Origin of the sequence: Pseudonocardia sp. MH-G8, assembly GCF_002262885.1 — a bacterium.
Classification (GTDB): domain Bacteria; phylum Actinomycetota; class Actinomycetes; order Mycobacteriales; family Pseudonocardiaceae; genus Pseudonocardia.
Window position 1 is genome coordinate 152796 of the sequence record NZ_NKYF01000002.1, and the last position, 14595, is coordinate 167390.

A 14595-nucleotide genomic window follows, 5' to 3' on the forward strand; every position below is an offset into this window, starting at 1 on the left:
CTCGTTCCCGAGTCCCGCGAGCCATCAGGCAGAACCTTCCTCCACCATCGCGATGCTCGTGATGCGGTGCAGGGGGACGCGGTGCACCGCGCCGTCCACGGCGTCGCGGCCCTCCACCACGCCCCCGCCGACGCTCTGCGGCTCCAGCACCCGCTCCCCCGCCACGCCGTGCCCGTCCACGAAGCCGATCCAGACGGCGCGCCGGGCCGCCGCGGCGGAGCGGAGCAGGTCGAGCGTGGAGCCGTTCGTCGTCACCGGGGACGCGGTGCCGCGCCGGACGCCCGCCGTGGCATCCCCGGCCCGCATGCGCGCCACCAGGGCGGCGAGCTGCTCGGCGTCCTGTTCCGGGGGGCCGCTGCGAGATGCCGGCCGGCGGCGTGGCGAGGTGCGTCGTCCACGGTCGGTGAGGTCGAGCACCGCACCGCCGGTGTCCTCGGCGGCCGGGCTGAACCCGGCGGCCCGCAGCCCGTCCATCAGCTCGACCAGCGGGAGCGGGGAGACGATCACGGTGGGCGCGATGCGCCGCAGCTCGAGCTGCGGGCTCTCGGGGTGGGCGAGCACCTCGGCGATGAGCACCTCGTCGTCCGAGCGCAGGAACGACGCCGCCACGCCCCCGCGCAGTTGCCCGTGCCGGCGCGCGACGTCGTCCACCAGGTAGGTCAGGCCCTGCGGCACGGGGGTGGCCGACCGCCTCGCGAACAGCTCGTGCAGGTCGGCGGCCGAACGGCCCGCGTCCAGAGCACGGCGCACGGTGGCCTCGGTGAAGCGGTAGACGGTGGCCCCGCCCGCCGACTCGACCTCGGCCACCAGGTCGAGCTCACGCGCCAGCGCCGTCTCGAGCGGCCCGGGGGCGACGGCGGTGAGGTCGGCCTGCAGCAGCACGTGGTCCACCGGCTCGGGCAGCGTGGCCCGCAGCGCGCCCACGATCCCGTCCGGGTTCGCCAGCAACGCCCGGCCCGGGGCGGTCACCGCGTCCAGGGCCACCACCCCCAGCACCGTGGCCTCGGCGAGCACCCAGCCGACCACCTCGTCGCGCAGCCGGCCGCCGCGGCGCGGGGCGCGCCAGGCGAGCAGGTCGGCGAGCGCGGCGGACGACGCAGGCGCGGTGCCCGGGGGCAGCTCGGCGAGCCCGGCGAGCACGCGACGCCGGTCGCGGGGCGCCAGCGGGCGGCGGACACCGTCGGACAGCGCGGAGATCGGGCGGCCCGCGTCGTCCTTGCGGCCGACGAGGCCCGGCAGTCGCGGCATGTCCAGCCAGGTGCGCGCCAGGGCCGACCAACGTACTTCGGGTCCCCCCGCGGCCCAGACATCAGCCGTGGTGGTGGGCACCCAGTCCGGGACCGCGCCATCGCTCGCCCCGACGAGGTCGGCCGCGTGCGCGAGCTCGACGAGCAGGGCGGCCGCCGTCTCGTCGGTGTCCATCTCCCGCGCGGCCCGGCGCAGCTCGCGTACCCCGAGCCCACCCGAACGCAACACGGGCGGCGGTGTGCGCCCCCAGAAGGCGATCAACAGGTCGAGCCTGCGCAACGCCTCGAGCGCGGCCCCGCCGGCCGTACGGTCGACGACGTCGGAGCCGCGGTCACGTGCCCCGATGTCCGGCGGCGCCACCGGCACCGCACCCATCGGCCGATCCCCCCGTAGGGCCAGCCCGACCTGGCGGGGCAGCTCGACGGTCTCCGGATCCACCCGCAGCAGCAGCCCGCGCGCGAGCAGGCGCCCGACCGCGCTGTCCGGGTCCGAGCCCGCCCGGCTGCGGCCGATCGGCGGTCCGGCGGCCAGCGCGTCGAGCACGCGGCGCTCCTCGGGTGTGACGGCCGCGAGCAGATCGGGCAGTGCGGACGAGCCCGCGGGACCGGTGGCCGGCCTGCCCAGCCCGCCCGGGTGGCGTGGGACCACTTCGCGGGCTGCGGGCACGAGCGTGATCTCCGCGTCCGGTCCCCACAGCAGCGCACGCGCGCGCAGGGCCCGCAACGCCGCGTCGAGCGTCCTGGCGGGCACGTCGGGTCCCAGCAGGCGACGGATCTCGTCGAGCGGGACGGGACCGCTGTCCGCATCGGCGACGACGGCCGCCTCCAGCACGGCCAGCGTCAGCGAGTCGAGGTCGTCGCAGGCCCGGTGCACCGAGGCGCGGATCCCGGCGCGCGTGGCGAGCACGACGAGGTCCGCGGGCGGAGGCACACCGAGGTCGGGGCGCAACCGCAGCAGGGTGGCGAGCGTCTCGTCGTCCTGGGCGCGCAGCCAGTCGACCAGCGGAATGGGCATCGCCTCCACGGTAGTCGGCGGCGCCGCGGCCGGTTCGAGCGTGTTCACCCGCTCAGCGGGAGCCGCTGCCCGGACCGTCCGTTCCTCCGAGGTAGGCCAGCACGGCGAGGACCCTGCGGTGGGTGTCTCCGGTGGGCGGCAGGTCCAGCTTGGCGAGGATGTTGCCGACGTGCTTGCCCACCGCCGCCTCGGACACGACGAGGCGCGCGGCGATCGCGGCGTTGGACAGGCCCTCGGCGATCAGGGCGAGGACCTCGTGCTCTCTCGCCGAGAGCCGGCGCAGGGGATCACGTCTGCGGGTCAGCAGCTGGCGGACGACCTGCGGGTCAACGACGGTTCCGCCCTCGACGACCCGCCGCAGCGTGGCGGCGAACTCCACGACGTCGACCACCCGGTCTTTGAGGAGGTACCCGACCCGCCGCCCGTCCCCGGAGTCCAGCAGGTCGGCCGCGTAGCTGCGTTCCACGTCCTGGCTGAGCGCAGTGACGGCGAGCCCAGGTCGGTTGCGGCGCAGCTCGACGGCCACCCGCAGCCCTTCGTCGGTGTACGTCGGCGGCATCCGGATGTCGGTGAGCACGAGATCGGGCTCGTGCTCACCGACCGCCACCACCAGCGCCGCGCCGTCACCGACCGCCGCCACGACGTCGAACCCGAACCGGGCCAGCAACCCGCGGTCTGGCACTACCCGCTGGCCTTCGTCGGCTACATCCACTTCGCCGTCGTCCCGCTCGGCCTGCTGATCTGGACGATCTCGTTCACCGCGCAGCAGGTGCTGCTGAGCTGGCTGCGCATCCGCAGCGGCAGCATCTGGCCGACGAGCCTCGCTCACGCCGGGAACAACATGGTCCTGGCGTTGCTGACCGGCGACGTGCTCATGGCGGGCAGGCTCGACGACACCGCGCACACGCTCGTCATGGCCGTCCCGACCGCGGCGCTGGCGCTCTGGATCGTCGCGACCGGGCGGCTCGCCGACGGAAACCGGCCCGTGAGCCCGCGATGACCCGTCATCACCAGACATGAGGCGGCCCTTCCAGTCGCGCAGCCGCCTGCGCCGCCGCATACAGCGGGCAGGGCGACCTCACCCTCCCCGCACCTGTCCCGCCCGCTGTACAGCGCGGGCAGCGCCCGTCCCTCGTCGGTTCGTGTTCGGCGAGGATCTTCCCCACCATCCTGTGTTCGATCATGAAGCGCGGTAGCTCCCCTGACGGGTCCGGTGCACTCACCCCTCACCCCGGCGACAGCTCATGGGTTGCCCTTCTTCGTGGTTGCGTCGCGGGCGTCACCGATCGAGAAACGGCACCGACTGGACGCGAGTGACTCACGTTGAATCATTGCTAGTCATAATGGCTCGCCAGCGGGCGCGAGCGCAAGCCGGCCTCGGGTCTTGACCGCGAGAGGCGAGTGGGCGATGCTCTGCATCATCGCGAATCACAGTGAAAGCTGAGGATCACCCATGGCGTTCCAGGTGCTTGCAGAGGGCTGCGATGGCGGCGACTGCCCGACCTTCTTCATCGACCCCGGCACGGGGGTAGTGCGGGTACGCGGCTACGACCCGAACGACTCGACCCGCGAACTCGACGTGGACATCCCACCGGCACAGTGGGCGCGCCTGGTCGCCCAGCTGCCCAGGTGACGGCAGAGCATTCCCGCGGGCTCACCGCTTCCGAGTTCGACTCCTTGTTCGACAGGTTCGAGACCAGCGTCGCCCGGCTGGAGGCGCTGCCGGCGTACGCCGTCGGTGGGGCTGAGGCCGAGCGGTTGTCGGCCTACCGGCAGGGCCGTGCCAGGCCGCTGAGGTCGGTGGTCACGGACCCGTGGCTGGCACGGATGGCGATCTCCACGCTGACGGCGGGAAAGTCCTGGACGCGGGTACGCGTTGTCGACGAGCCGCTCACCGACTACCAGCGATACCAACTGCAGTCCTATCGGGAGTCGCAGGCAGTCGGAGAGCAGGTGCAGATCGCCCCGCGAAGCCAGGTCGGAGACGTGGGCACCGACTTCTGGCTGTTCGATGAGCACGGCGACCAGCCGCGCGCGGTCCTGATGCACTACCACTCCGACGGGCGGCTGGACCGCCGCGAGATCGTCGAGCACCGCGAGCAGATTGCCGACCTCGTCGCACTGCTACGCCGTGTCGCGGTACGCGCGGTGCCACTGAACGAGTTCCTTTCGGTGGGCTGTGGCTGAGCCCAACCCGATCCGATCGCAACTGGCGAAGGAACTCCTGCGGCTGCGTGACCTGGCCGGCATGTCGGGCCGCGACATGGCCCGGCGGACCGGGGTGTCGCAGCCGACCATGTCGCGGATCGATCGCGGCCTCGCGCTGCCCAGCATGCACGTCGTCCGCACGTGGCTGGATGCGTGCAATACCGACTCCGACACCCGGGAACGAGTCGAGGCGCTCGCCGAGGCCGCCCACGGCGAGACCCGGCCATGGCGCACGCTGTTCGGCGAACTGACACACCTGCAGGCGCAGGCGCGGGAGCGCGACGCGGCCGCCGCAGTGATCCGCAACTTCCAGCCCACAGTGCTGCCTGGGCTGCTGCAGACTGCGGCCTACGCCCGCGCAGTCCTCGAGCTGGGCCGTAGCAAGGACGTCGCCGCCGCGCTGGTGGCGCGACTCGAGCGGCAGCAGGTGCTGCACGAGCCGGGACGGCGCTTCGAGTTCGTTCTCGCCGAGCACGTGCTGCGGTGGTCCCCGGCTCCGGGGGCGCTCGCCGGGCAGTTGGACCGGTTGCAGTCGCTGGCGACGGCCTCTGCTGTCGAGATCGCGATCCTCCCGGATACCGTCAGCGCCGGCGCGGTCCCGTGGCACAACTTCGTGATCCGCGACGCGGCCGACGGCGGGACGACGACGGTGTCGACCGAGCTCATCCACGGCGCTCAGGACGACATCGCCGAACCGGGCGTGGTCGAGGTGTACGTGACGCTGTGGGAGCGGCTGTGGAATGCGGCCGCGCACGGGGACGAGGCACTGGAGCTGATCCGGAGACTCGCCTGATGCGGGAGCGCCTCCGCGCGATCGGTGATCGGCCGCCGTGTTCACGCCGCGTCGACGCGGCCGGGACCGGTGCGGGATACTGCGGAAGGACCACTAGAGCACCAGGAGGACACCGTGGCCGAGCGTTCCCGCCGGATCGACCCCACGTGGCCGGACCTGCCCGACGGCACGCACCCGGTCACCGAGCTCGCGAGCCCTCTGCAGGGCTCCCTCTCGCCGTTCGGCGACGTGGAGTTCCCGCTGGACGAGGTGCCCTACGTGCACCCCGTCACGGAGATCAACAGATAAGCGATCGACGAATAAGCGATCAACGGATGGCGCCGGTCGGCCTGCTGCTCGCGGCCGGCGCCGGTCGGCGCATGGGCCGGCCGAAGGCGCTCGTCACGCTCGGCGGCCGACCGCTCGTCCAGAGCGCCGTCCGCGTGCTCGCCGACGGCGGCTGCGCACCGCTGGTGGTGGTCGTGGGGGCCGCCGGCGACGAGGTCCGTGACCTCCTGCCGGTCGGCGTGGCGGCGGTGCCGGCCCCGGACTGGGCGGAGGGCATGGGCGCCTCGCTGCGCGCGGGCCTCGACGCCGTCGCACGGCTCGATCCGGCGCCGGAGGCGGTGCTCGTGCACCTGGTGGACCTGCCGGGCGTCACCTCGGCCGCGGTGGCCCGGCTCGCATCACGCAGCAGCCCGGATGCGCTGGTACGCGCCGCCTACGGCGGCCGTCCAGCCCACCCGGTGCTCCTGGGCCGCGCGCACTGGCTCGGCGCGAGCGCATCGGCCACGGGCGACGCCGGCGCACGCGGCTACCTGGCGGGCCACCCCGACCTGGAGCTGGTGGAGTGCGGGGATGTCGCGTCCCCTGAGGACGTGGACACCCGCGAGGACCTCGCCCGCTTCGATCCCCCCGCAAGCACCGTGGAGCCGTAGCGCTGCGCCGGGGGGCGGAGTACAGCGCTACGGCTCCACGACGTGGGGCGGGCTTCCGGTCAGAGAGTGAGCTTCTGGCCGGGGACGAGCGAGTTGGGGTTGCCCTGCAGCGCCGGGTTCTTCTCGACGATGGTCTTCCAGCCGCCCGCCACGCCGTTGGCCGACGCGATACGGCTCAGCGTGTCGCCGCTCTTGACGGTGTAGCCACCGCTCGTGGAGCCGGAGGAGGCCAGGCGCACCTGGTCGTCGTCGGACGACTCACTCGACTCGCGTGCCGGGGCCTCGCGCTTGCTGGCGGACTCGCCGCGGACGCCGGTCTTGCGCGAGCACGACGGCCAAGCGTTCCAGCCCTGCTCGGCGAGCACGCGCTCGGCGACGACGATCTGCTCCGAGCGGCTGGCCTTGTAGGCGGCCGGGGCGAACTCCTTGCCCCCGAAGCCGGACCAGGTGCGCGGCGAGAACTGCAGGCCACCGTGGTAGCCGTTGCCGGTGTTGATGTCCCAGCGGCCGCCGCTCTCGCACTCGGCCAGCTTGTCCCACGTGGAGTCGGACGCGGCGTAGGCCGGGGCGGCGACGAGGAGCGGAGCGCCGGCGACAGCGCCGGCCAGAGCGGTGCGGGCGATGGTTCGACCTGCCGTGCTCGGGGCACGATGACGGCCGCGGTAGCGGGCCATGGGGCAACTCCGCGCGCTGCGCGTCGGACGGTTACCGCCGGGGAGCTGGCGGTGCGGCCGGGGGAGCCGCGTCCGTTCCTGTCCCACGCTTCGTTCGGGGGAGGGGCCGAGATCGCCGGACAGGGGAGCGCTGCGATTCCCGGGGTCCGGCCGGATCTGGGGCATCCGCTCGGACCGAGAACGGACGCTACGTCCGGAGGAGCCGCGCGCAAACCCCCCATCTCGGGCGGGAAGTAGCAGGCAGTACGACCGAACGGGTGAGAGGTGCACCGTTGTCGCAGGTCAGCGACGACATGCGAGACAACGTGCGAATTACTTCCAGGTTGCTAAGTAGTGACGCACGTCACGTCACCAGAAGATCACGATGACGTTTCCCCGGCGTCTCGGCACGGGTCGCCGCGCACGTCGTAGGGTTCGGGAGTGGAGTTCACGCACGTCGATGCGGCAGGCGCGGCCCGGATGGTGGACGTCACCGGCAAGGAGGCCACGGCGCGCACCGCGGTGGCCACCGGAACGCTGCGCACCACCGCCGAGGTGGTGGAGCTGCTGCGCCGGGACGGCCTCCCGAAGGGCGACGCGCTCGCCACCGCCCGGATCGCCGGGATCATGGGCGCCAAGCGCACCCCGGACCTCGTCCCGCTCTGCCACCCGATCGCCCTGAGCGGCGTGGTCGTCGACCTCGAGCCCGACCTCGAGCCGGACGGCGCGCAGGTCCGGATCCGGGCCACGGTCCGCACCACGGATCGCACGGGCGTCGAGATGGAGGCACTCACCGCGGTGGCCGTCGCCGGCCTGGCGCTGCACGACATGGTCAAGGCCGTCGACCCGGCCGCCGTGCTCGACGGCGTGCGGGTCGAGCGCAAGGAAGGCGGCAAGACCGGCCTCTGGACGCGCCCGCAGGACCGGCCGTGACCGCCGAGCGGCGCGCCCACGTGGTCACGGCGTCCAACCGCGCGGCCGCGGGCGTCTACGCCGACCGCGGCGGGCCGATCATCGCGGAGTGGCTGCGCTCCCGTGGGTACGCCACACCCGATCCCACGGTGGTGCCGGACGGCGAACCCGTGGGCGAAGCCCTGCGGGCGGCCGTGGCCGACGCCGTGGACGTCGTGATCACGACGGGGGGCACGGGCATCTCTCCGACCGATGCCACCCCGGAGGTCACGCGTGCGGTGCTCGACTACGAGGTGCCCGGGCTCGCGGACGCGATCCGGGCCGCGGGCGCGCCCACCGTTCCCACAGCGGTGCTCTCCCGGGGCCTCAGCGGCGTCGCGGGGCGCACCCTCGTCGTGAACCTGCCCGGATCGACAGGTGGAGTTCGCGACGGTCTGGCCGTGCTGGCCGACGTCCTCGATCACGCCGTCGAACAGCTACGAGGAGGCGATCACCGATGACGACTCCGACAGGAGCCGCGGTCCTGCGCGCGGCGGTCGGTGAGGCCCCGCTGGACGTCGCCGAGCACGCCGCACTGGTGGACCAGGCCGCGGCGGGTGCGGTGGTCACGTTCGCCGGTGTCGTGCGCGACCACGACGGCGGACGTGCCGTACGCGGTCTGTCCTACAGCGCCCACCCCACGGCGGAGAAGATCGTGGCCCAGGTCGCGACGGATGTCGCGACCCGGGCCAACGGGGTGCGGGCGATCGCGGTGAGCCACCGGATCGGCCCGCTCGGGATCGGCGACGTGGCGCTGGCGTGCGCCGTGGCCGCCGATCACCGGAAGGAGGCCTTCGCGGCCTGCGCCGAGCTGGTCGACGAGGTCAAGCGGCAGCTGCCCGTGTGGAAGCACCAGCTGTTCGCCGACGGCACCGACGAGTGGGTCGGCTCCGCCTGACCCGGGGCCCGGCGGCGGTCGATCAGTCGCTGCCGCGCAGGCCGAGCTTCTTCGAGCAGGACGGCCAGGCCTTCCAGCCCTGGTTGTCCAGGACGCGCTCCGCAACGCGGATCTGCTGCGCCTTGCTGGCCTTGTGAGGCATGCCCTCACCGCCGTGGGCGCGCCATGTGCGGGGGCTGAACTGCAGCCCGCCGTAGTACCCGTTTCCGGTGCTGGTCTTCCAGTTGCCGCCGCTCTCGCACTTGGCGAGGCGATCCCAGGTGGAATCCGAGGCGGCGTTCGCGGTACCCGCGACGGCGAAGGGGGCGCCGACCGCAACTGCACCGACGACGGCCAGGCGCACCAGCTTTCGGCCCAGACGGGAATCCGGTCGAGTAGTCATTTCGGAGCTCTCCAGGTCGCGCCGGCGAAGCGAACGTGCATGTCCGGGGCCCGCTAACGGGACCCGATCACGTTGTGGCGATCAAGACGGAGCAGGGGGAACCCCGTCAAGAATGCCGTCCTCGGCCCAGTCCCATCTCTGGCTCGACGGACCGGAACCGCGGGACTGGACGATGCGCGACGGTTCCGGATGTTTTTTCGGCGGCCCCTCGCGGAACCGCCGAGCAATGACGGTACGAGGGGGATCGACCGAATCGTCAAACTTCGGCGACGTGACCATCGTCACGGTAACGGATAGATTAACGTGACGAGAACCGAGTATCCGCTGGTCAACAGCCGATGATCACGGACCGATCACAGCCATTGCAATACCTTCAAAGCGGAAGTATTACCGATCTCGTCACACTCCTGAGCCCTCCCGGTGCATGATCGAAAAGGCCGTCCGGCATGACGCGGGGCACCTGTGGTGGCTGGCGGCGCACCGGTCCGTCATGCTGGATACGTGACCGAACGCCCCTCGAACCCGGTGGGATCGCCCGCGGAGCTGGCGACCGCGCTGCGCGCCACCGGCTACCTCGCCGACGACGGGCTCGCCACCGCCACCTTCCTCGCCATGCAGATGAACCGGCCGCTGTTCTGCGAGGGCGAGCCGGGCACCGGCAAGACCGCGCTGGCGCAGGCCCTCGCCCAGGTGTTGGGCGCCGAGCTGATCCGGCTGCAGTGCCACGACGGCATCGACGCGTCGCAGGCCCTCTACGACTGGGACTTCCCCCGCCAGCTGCTGCACCTGCGCGCACTGGAGGCCGCGGCCTCGGCCACCGGTGACACCCTGGACGCCGACGCCGTCGAGGCCTCCCTCTACGACCCGCGGTTCCTGCTCGCCCGCCCCATCCTGCGGGCGTTGCAGACCAGCCCGAGCGTCCTGCTGATCGACGAGATCGACCGCGCCGACGACGAGTTCGAGGCGTTCCTGCTGGAAGTGCTCACCGAGCACGCCGTGAGCATCCCGGAGATCGGCGAGGTCCGCGCGAAGGAGCCGCCGCTCGTCGTGCTGACCTCCAACCGCACCCGCGAGGTGCACGACGCGCTCAAGCGGCGCTGCCTCTACCTCTGGCTCGACCACCCGGACCTGCAGCGCGAGATCCAGATCCTGCACTCGCGGCTGCCGGGCCTGCCCGAGCGGCTCGCGGCGCAGGTGGCCGGCGCCGTGCGGCAGTTGCGCCAGGCCGACCTGCTCAAGCCGCCCGGCGTCGCGGAGACGATCGACTGGGCGCGCGCGCTGCAGCTCGTCGGCGCCCGCCACCTCGACGTCGACTCCGCGGCCGCCACGCTCGGTGCCGTGCTCAAGTACCGCGAGGACGCCGACCGCGTCCGCAGCCAGCTCGACACGCTGCTCGCCTCCTAGTGTCCCCGCTGGTGTCTCCGCCGGTCGCACCCGACACCGACGACCCGGTCCCCGGCCTCGTCGGGTTCACGGTCGTGCTCCGCAACGCGGGCCTGGCGATCACGACCGACCGGGTGACGGCGTTCCTCTCGGCGCTCGACGCCCTCGACGTCACCGATCGGACCCAGACCTACTGGGCCGGCCGCCTCACGCTCTGCTCCGATCCCGACGACCTCCCCCGCTACGACCAGGCGTTCGCGAGCTGGTTCACCCCGCCGCAGGGCGGCCGCACGCAGATACGCGACGAGCGCCCGCCACCGCCGCCACGGCTGGCCGCGCTCACGTCCGACGACGCGGGCAGCGGCGAGGAGGAGAGCACCGACGCCCCGCAGATCCACGCGCGGGCCAGCGGCGCCGAGATCCTGCGCCACCGCGACCTCGGGGAGCTCACCCCCGCCGAGCGCGAGCACCTGCGCCGCCTGCTGGCGATGCTGACGCCCGAGCCGCCGCTGCGCGCCTCGCGACGGCTGCGCCCGTCCCGCCACGGTGCCCCGGACCCGGGCCGCACGCTGCGCGCCGCGCTGCGCAACCACGGCGAGCTCCGGGAACTGCACCGGCGCGACCGGTCCCGGCGGCACCGTCGGGTCGTGCTGCTCGTGGACGTGTCCGGCTCGATGGAGCCCTACGCCGACGCGCTGCTGCGCTTCGCGCACGTCGTGGTGCGGCGCTCGCCCGCCTCCGTGGAGGCGTTCACCCTCGGCACCCGGCTCACCCGCGTGACGCGCGAGCTGCGGATGCGCGACCCCGAGCGCGCGCTCGCCGCGGCGGCTACGACCATCCCGGACTGGTCGGGCGGCACGCGCCTCGGTGAGGTGCTGCGCGCGTTCGTCGACCGCTGGGGACAGCGCGGCGCGGCCCGCCGGGCGGTCGTGGTGATCTTCTCCGACGGCTGGGAGCGCGGGGAGACCGACGTGCTGCGCGACCAGATGTCACGGCTGCGCCGCCTCGCCCACCGGGTCATCTGGGTCAACCCGCACGTCGGCAAGGACGGGTACGCGCCGGTGCAGGGTGGAATAGTCGCGGCGCTCCCGTTCTTGGACGAGTTGTTGGCCGGCCACAGCCTGGCCACCCTGGAGAGACTGCTCGAGGTGGTACGACATGCGTGATGTGGTGGATCGGCTCGAGACCTGGTGGAAGGACGGGCAGACCGCGGCGCTCGCCACGGTCGTGGGCACCTACAGCTCCGCGCCCCGCCAGGCGGGCGCGTCGATGCTCGTCGGGCCCGACGGTGAGGCCGTGGGCAGCGTGTCCGGCGGCTGCGTCGAGGGCGCGGTGTACGAGCTGGGGCAGCAGGTCCTCGCCGACGGCCGTCCGGTCCTGCAGCGCTACGGCGTGTCCGACGACGACGCCTTCGCCGTCGGCCTCACCTGCGGCGGGATCATCGACATCTTCGTCGAGAAGATCGACCGCCCCGGGTACGACCAGCTCGGCAACGTGGCGGAGGCGATCCGCACCGGCTCGCCGGTCGCGGTCGCCACGGTCGTGGCCGGGCCGGCGGAGCGACTGGGCACCCGGCTCGTCGTGTGGCCGGACCGCACCGAGGGCGGCACCGGCTCCACCCGGCTCGACGACGCGGTTCGCGACGACGCGCGCGGGCTGCTCGACGCCGGTCGCAACGCGATGCTGCACTACGGCGTCGACGGGCAGCGCCGCGGCGAAGGCCTCGACGTGTTCGTGGAGTCGTTCGCGCCGCCACCCCGCATGATCGTCTTCGGCGCGATCGACTTCGCCGCCGCCGTCGCGAAGATCGGTAGCTTCCTCGGTTTCCGCGTCACCGTCTGCGACGCCCGGCCGGTCTTCGCCACCGCGTCGCGCTTCCCCGGGGCCAACGAGGTGGTCGTCGAGTGGCCGCACCGCTACCTCGCCGCCGAGGCCGAGGCGGGCCGCATCGACGCGCGCACCGTCCTGTGCGTGCTGACCCACGACCCCAAGTTCGACGTGCCGCTGCTGGAAGTGGCGCTGCGGCTGCCCGCGGTCGGCTACATCGGCGCCATGGGCTCGCGCCGCACCCACGACGACCGCATCGCCCGGCTGCGCGAGGTCGGTGTCACCGAGGACGAGATCGACCGCATGTCGTCGCCGATCGGCCTCGACCTCGGCGCCCGCACCCCGGAGGAGACGGCCGTCTCGATCGCCGCCGAGATGATCGCCATGCACTGGGGCGGCGCAGGATCCCGCCTGGCGGAACGAGAGGGCCCCATCCACGCAGGCTGACCGGGGTGGCGTGGTGCGGGTGATCCCCAGCGCCTATCGTCGTTCCCTACCGAAGCCCTTGGCGGTGATCTTTTCGTGACCGACCTCGCACGCGCCGTGCGTCCGGGTCGGGGTTCGATCACCGGCTCGGACGTCCTCGTCGTCGCCGGCTACTTGGCCGCGGCGATGCTCCTGTACGCCGGTCTCTGGCGTGACCTCGACCGCGGCTACCTGGTCGCGAGCGACCAGGACCAGAACCTGTTCGAGTGGCTGTTCGCGGCGCAGGCCCACGCGTTGCAGCACGGCGGCCCGCTGCTGTTCTCCGGGCTGCAGAACGCCCCGCTCGGGGTCAACCTGATGGCCAACACCGCGCTGCCCGCGCTCGCCGTGCCGCTGGCGCCCGTCACGCTGGCCTTCGGCCCCACCGTCACCTGGACCCTGGTCCTGACCGGCGGCCTCGCCGGCACCGCCACCGCCTGGTACTGGCTGTTCTCGCGCTACGTCGTCACCTCGCGGGCGGCCGCGGCGCTCGGCGCGGGCTTCTGCGGGTTCGCGCCGCCGGTCATCTCCCACGCCAAGGCCCACCCCAACTTCGTCGTGGCGTTCCTCCTGCCGGTGATCGTGATCTGGCTGGTCCGGCTCCCGTCGGCGCGCCGCCCGGTGCTGCACGGGGTGGGGCTGGGGCTGCTGGTGACGCTCCAGGTGCTCATCGGCGAGGAGATCCTCCTGATCGCGGTGACGGCCACCGCGCCGTTCGTGATCGGCCTCGCCGTGGCGCGCAGGCCCGTCCCCCGGCAGGTCCTCGTCGGACTGGCGAGCGCGGGAGTCGTGGCCTGCGCGCTGCTCGCCTACCCGCTGTGGTGGCAGTTCTTCGGTGCGCAGAGCTACCGCAACATCGAGCACGGCCCGCGGGGCAACCCGCTCGCCGCGTTCGGCGCCCGGCCCACCCAGTCGGTGGGCGGCCTGGTGTCCGACACCTCCCCGCACCTCGCGATGAACCCCACGGAGGAGAACGCCTACCTCGGGTGGGCCCTCGTCGTGCTCGTCGCCGGGCTGGCGGTCTGGCTGCGCCACGACCTGGTCGCCCGGCTGGCCGCGACCACCGCCGGTGTCGCCGCCGTCCTGTCCCTCGGGGCGGAGGTCACCGTCGACGGTCGCCCGACGGGTGTGCCGGGCCCCTGGGCGCTGCTGTCGGAGCTGCCGCTGTTCGAGTCGGTGCTCGAGTCCCGCATGGCCCTGGCCGCCGTCCCCGCGGTGGGGTGCCTGCTCGCGCTGGCCACCCAACGGATCCTCGACACGCGGTCGGAGCGCCGCGTCGTGTCGGTGTCGGTGCGGGCCGCCTGGTCGGTCGCGCTCGTCGCGGTGCTGCTCCCGCTCGTCCCGCTGCCGTTCGAGACGGTCTCCCGCGCCCCCACCCCGGCCTTCTTCACGGACGGGGAGTGGCGGCGCTTCGCCGATCCCGGACGCACGATCGTGCCTGCCCCGCTGCCCCGGCCCGGACGTGCCGAGGCGCTGCGCTGGCAGGTCGACGCCGGCATGGGTTTCGCGCTCGCCCAGGGCTACTTCGTCGGGCCGTGGGGGGAGGACCGCGTCGGTGGCTACGGAGCCGCCCCGCGGCCGAGCGCCACGCTGCTCGACGCGGTCGCCACCACCGGAGCGGTGCCCGCGGTCTCGGACGCCGACCGCGCGGCGGCGGTGGACGACCTGCGCTTCTGGCGCGCCGACGCCGTCGTCCTCGTCGACGGCCCGCGGCAGCAGGAGCTGCACACCACGCTCTCCACACTGCTCGGCCCCGGCCGGCGCGCGACCGGTGCCTGGGTCTGGGACGTCCGCGGGATCACGCGCCCGGCGCCGTGATCGGCCCGGCGTGCGGGCGCGGTGGCCGCGCCACCGCC

General features: G+C 73.3%; 15 protein-coding genes and 1 pseudogene. 12 read left to right on the plus strand and 4 right to left on the minus strand.

From position 1 onward, the window contains the following. Window positions 1–24 precede the first annotated feature (24 nt). Both CFP66_RS07860 and CFP66_RS49070 read right to left on the minus strand, forming a co-directional pair. On the minus strand, window positions 25–2262 hold the full coding sequence (locus tag CFP66_RS07860) for a helicase-associated domain-containing protein (protein WP_094922336.1): 2238 nt from the start codon (window positions 2260–2262) through the stop codon (window positions 25–27). A gap of 52 nt (window positions 2263–2314) precedes the next feature. Beyond that, window positions 2315–2944 (minus strand): LuxR C-terminal-related transcriptional regulator, encoded by a 630-nt coding sequence (locus tag CFP66_RS49070; RefSeq protein ID WP_369804983.1) that lies wholly within the window; start codon window positions 2942–2944, stop codon window positions 2315–2317. On the opposite strand from CFP66_RS49070, the gene CFP66_RS49075 reads away from it, so the two are divergent. The 6 genes from CFP66_RS49075 (at window position 2852) to CFP66_RS07885 (ending at window position 6180) form a co-directional block, all read left to right on the plus strand. Beyond that, the gene (locus CFP66_RS49075) at window positions 2852–3262 is read left to right on the plus strand and encodes a CPBP family intramembrane glutamic endopeptidase (RefSeq protein ID WP_233159231.1); all 411 of its coding nucleotides are present in this window, start codon (window positions 2852–2854) and stop codon (window positions 3260–3262) included. The genes CFP66_RS49070 and CFP66_RS49075 overlap by 93 nt on opposite strands. 453 nt (window positions 3263–3715) lie before the next feature. Continuing rightward, window positions 3716–3895, plus strand: coding sequence for a hypothetical protein (locus CFP66_RS07870; protein ID WP_094921811.1), 180 nt, complete (start codon window positions 3716–3718; stop codon window positions 3893–3895). Continuing rightward, the gene (locus CFP66_RS07875) at window positions 3892–4449 is read left to right on the plus strand and encodes a DUF6879 family protein (RefSeq protein WP_094921812.1); all 558 of its coding nucleotides are present in this window, start codon (window positions 3892–3894) and stop codon (window positions 4447–4449) included. Before CFP66_RS07870 ends, CFP66_RS07875 begins: the two co-directional genes overlap by 4 nt. After that, entirely contained in the window at window positions 4442–5263 is an 822-nt protein-coding gene (locus tag CFP66_RS07880; protein WP_094921813.1) for a helix-turn-helix transcriptional regulator, read from the plus strand. The genes CFP66_RS07875 and CFP66_RS07880 overlap by 8 nt, the downstream gene beginning before the upstream one ends. A 114-nt stretch (window positions 5264–5377) precedes the next feature. Further along, window positions 5378–5551 carry a hypothetical protein gene (locus CFP66_RS47065; RefSeq protein ID WP_143517166.1) on the plus strand — a complete coding sequence of 58 codons (174 nt, stop codon included), beginning with the start codon at window positions 5378–5380 and terminating at the stop codon, window positions 5549–5551. A 26-nt stretch (window positions 5552–5577) separates the two neighbouring features. Beyond that, window positions 5578–6180: an NTP transferase domain-containing protein gene (locus CFP66_RS07885; RefSeq protein ID WP_094921814.1), complete on the plus strand. Its 603-nt coding sequence runs from the start codon at window positions 5578–5580 to the stop codon at window positions 6178–6180. Between the two features lie 59 nt (window positions 6181–6239). On the opposite strand, the gene CFP66_RS50150 is transcribed toward CFP66_RS07885, so the two are convergent. After that, window positions 6240–6854 carry a transglycosylase family protein gene (locus tag CFP66_RS50150; protein ID WP_094921815.1) on the minus strand — a complete coding sequence of 205 codons (615 nt, stop codon included), beginning with the start codon at window positions 6852–6854 and terminating at the stop codon, window positions 6240–6242. Window positions 6855–7274: 420 nt separating this feature from the next. Between CFP66_RS50150 and moaC the strand changes: the two genes are divergently transcribed. After that, window positions 7275–7766, plus strand: coding sequence for a cyclic pyranopterin monophosphate synthase MoaC (gene moaC / locus CFP66_RS07895; RefSeq protein WP_094921816.1), 492 nt, complete (start codon window positions 7275–7277; stop codon window positions 7764–7766). Window positions 7767–7786: 20 nt separating this feature from the next. Continuing rightward, window positions 7787–8682, plus strand: a pseudogene (locus CFP66_RS50155) (molybdenum cofactor biosynthesis protein MoaE). Between the two features lie 22 nt (window positions 8683–8704). On the opposite strand, the gene CFP66_RS07910 reads toward CFP66_RS50155, so the two are convergent. After that, window positions 8705–9064, minus strand: coding sequence for a transglycosylase family protein (locus CFP66_RS07910; protein WP_094921819.1), 360 nt, complete (start codon window positions 9062–9064; stop codon window positions 8705–8707). Window positions 9065–9565: 501 nt separating this feature from the next. Between CFP66_RS07910 and CFP66_RS07915 the strand changes: the two genes are divergently transcribed. The 4 genes from CFP66_RS07915 to CFP66_RS07930 all read left to right on the plus strand — a co-directional run bounded on the left by CFP66_RS07915 (window position 9566) and on the right by CFP66_RS07930 (window position 14557). Next, on the plus strand, window positions 9566–10468 hold the full coding sequence (locus tag CFP66_RS07915; protein WP_094921820.1) for a MoxR family ATPase: 903 nt from the start codon (window positions 9566–9568) through the stop codon (window positions 10466–10468). An 11-nt stretch (window positions 10469–10479) separates the two neighbouring features. Next, on the plus strand, window positions 10480–11613 hold the full coding sequence (locus CFP66_RS07920) for a VWA domain-containing protein (RefSeq protein WP_233159232.1): 1134 nt from the start codon (window positions 10480–10482) through the stop codon (window positions 11611–11613). Next, window positions 11606–12721 (plus strand): XdhC family protein, encoded by a 1116-nt coding sequence (locus CFP66_RS07925; protein ID WP_094921821.1) that lies wholly within the window; start codon window positions 11606–11608, stop codon window positions 12719–12721. The genes CFP66_RS07920 and CFP66_RS07925 overlap by 8 nt, the downstream gene beginning before the upstream one ends. A gap of 75 nt (window positions 12722–12796) precedes the next feature. Further along, window positions 12797–14557, plus strand: a complete 1761-nt coding sequence (locus CFP66_RS07930) for a glycosyl transferase (RefSeq protein WP_233159233.1) — start codon at window positions 12797–12799, stop codon at window positions 14555–14557. Window positions 14558–14595 lie beyond the last annotated feature (38 nt).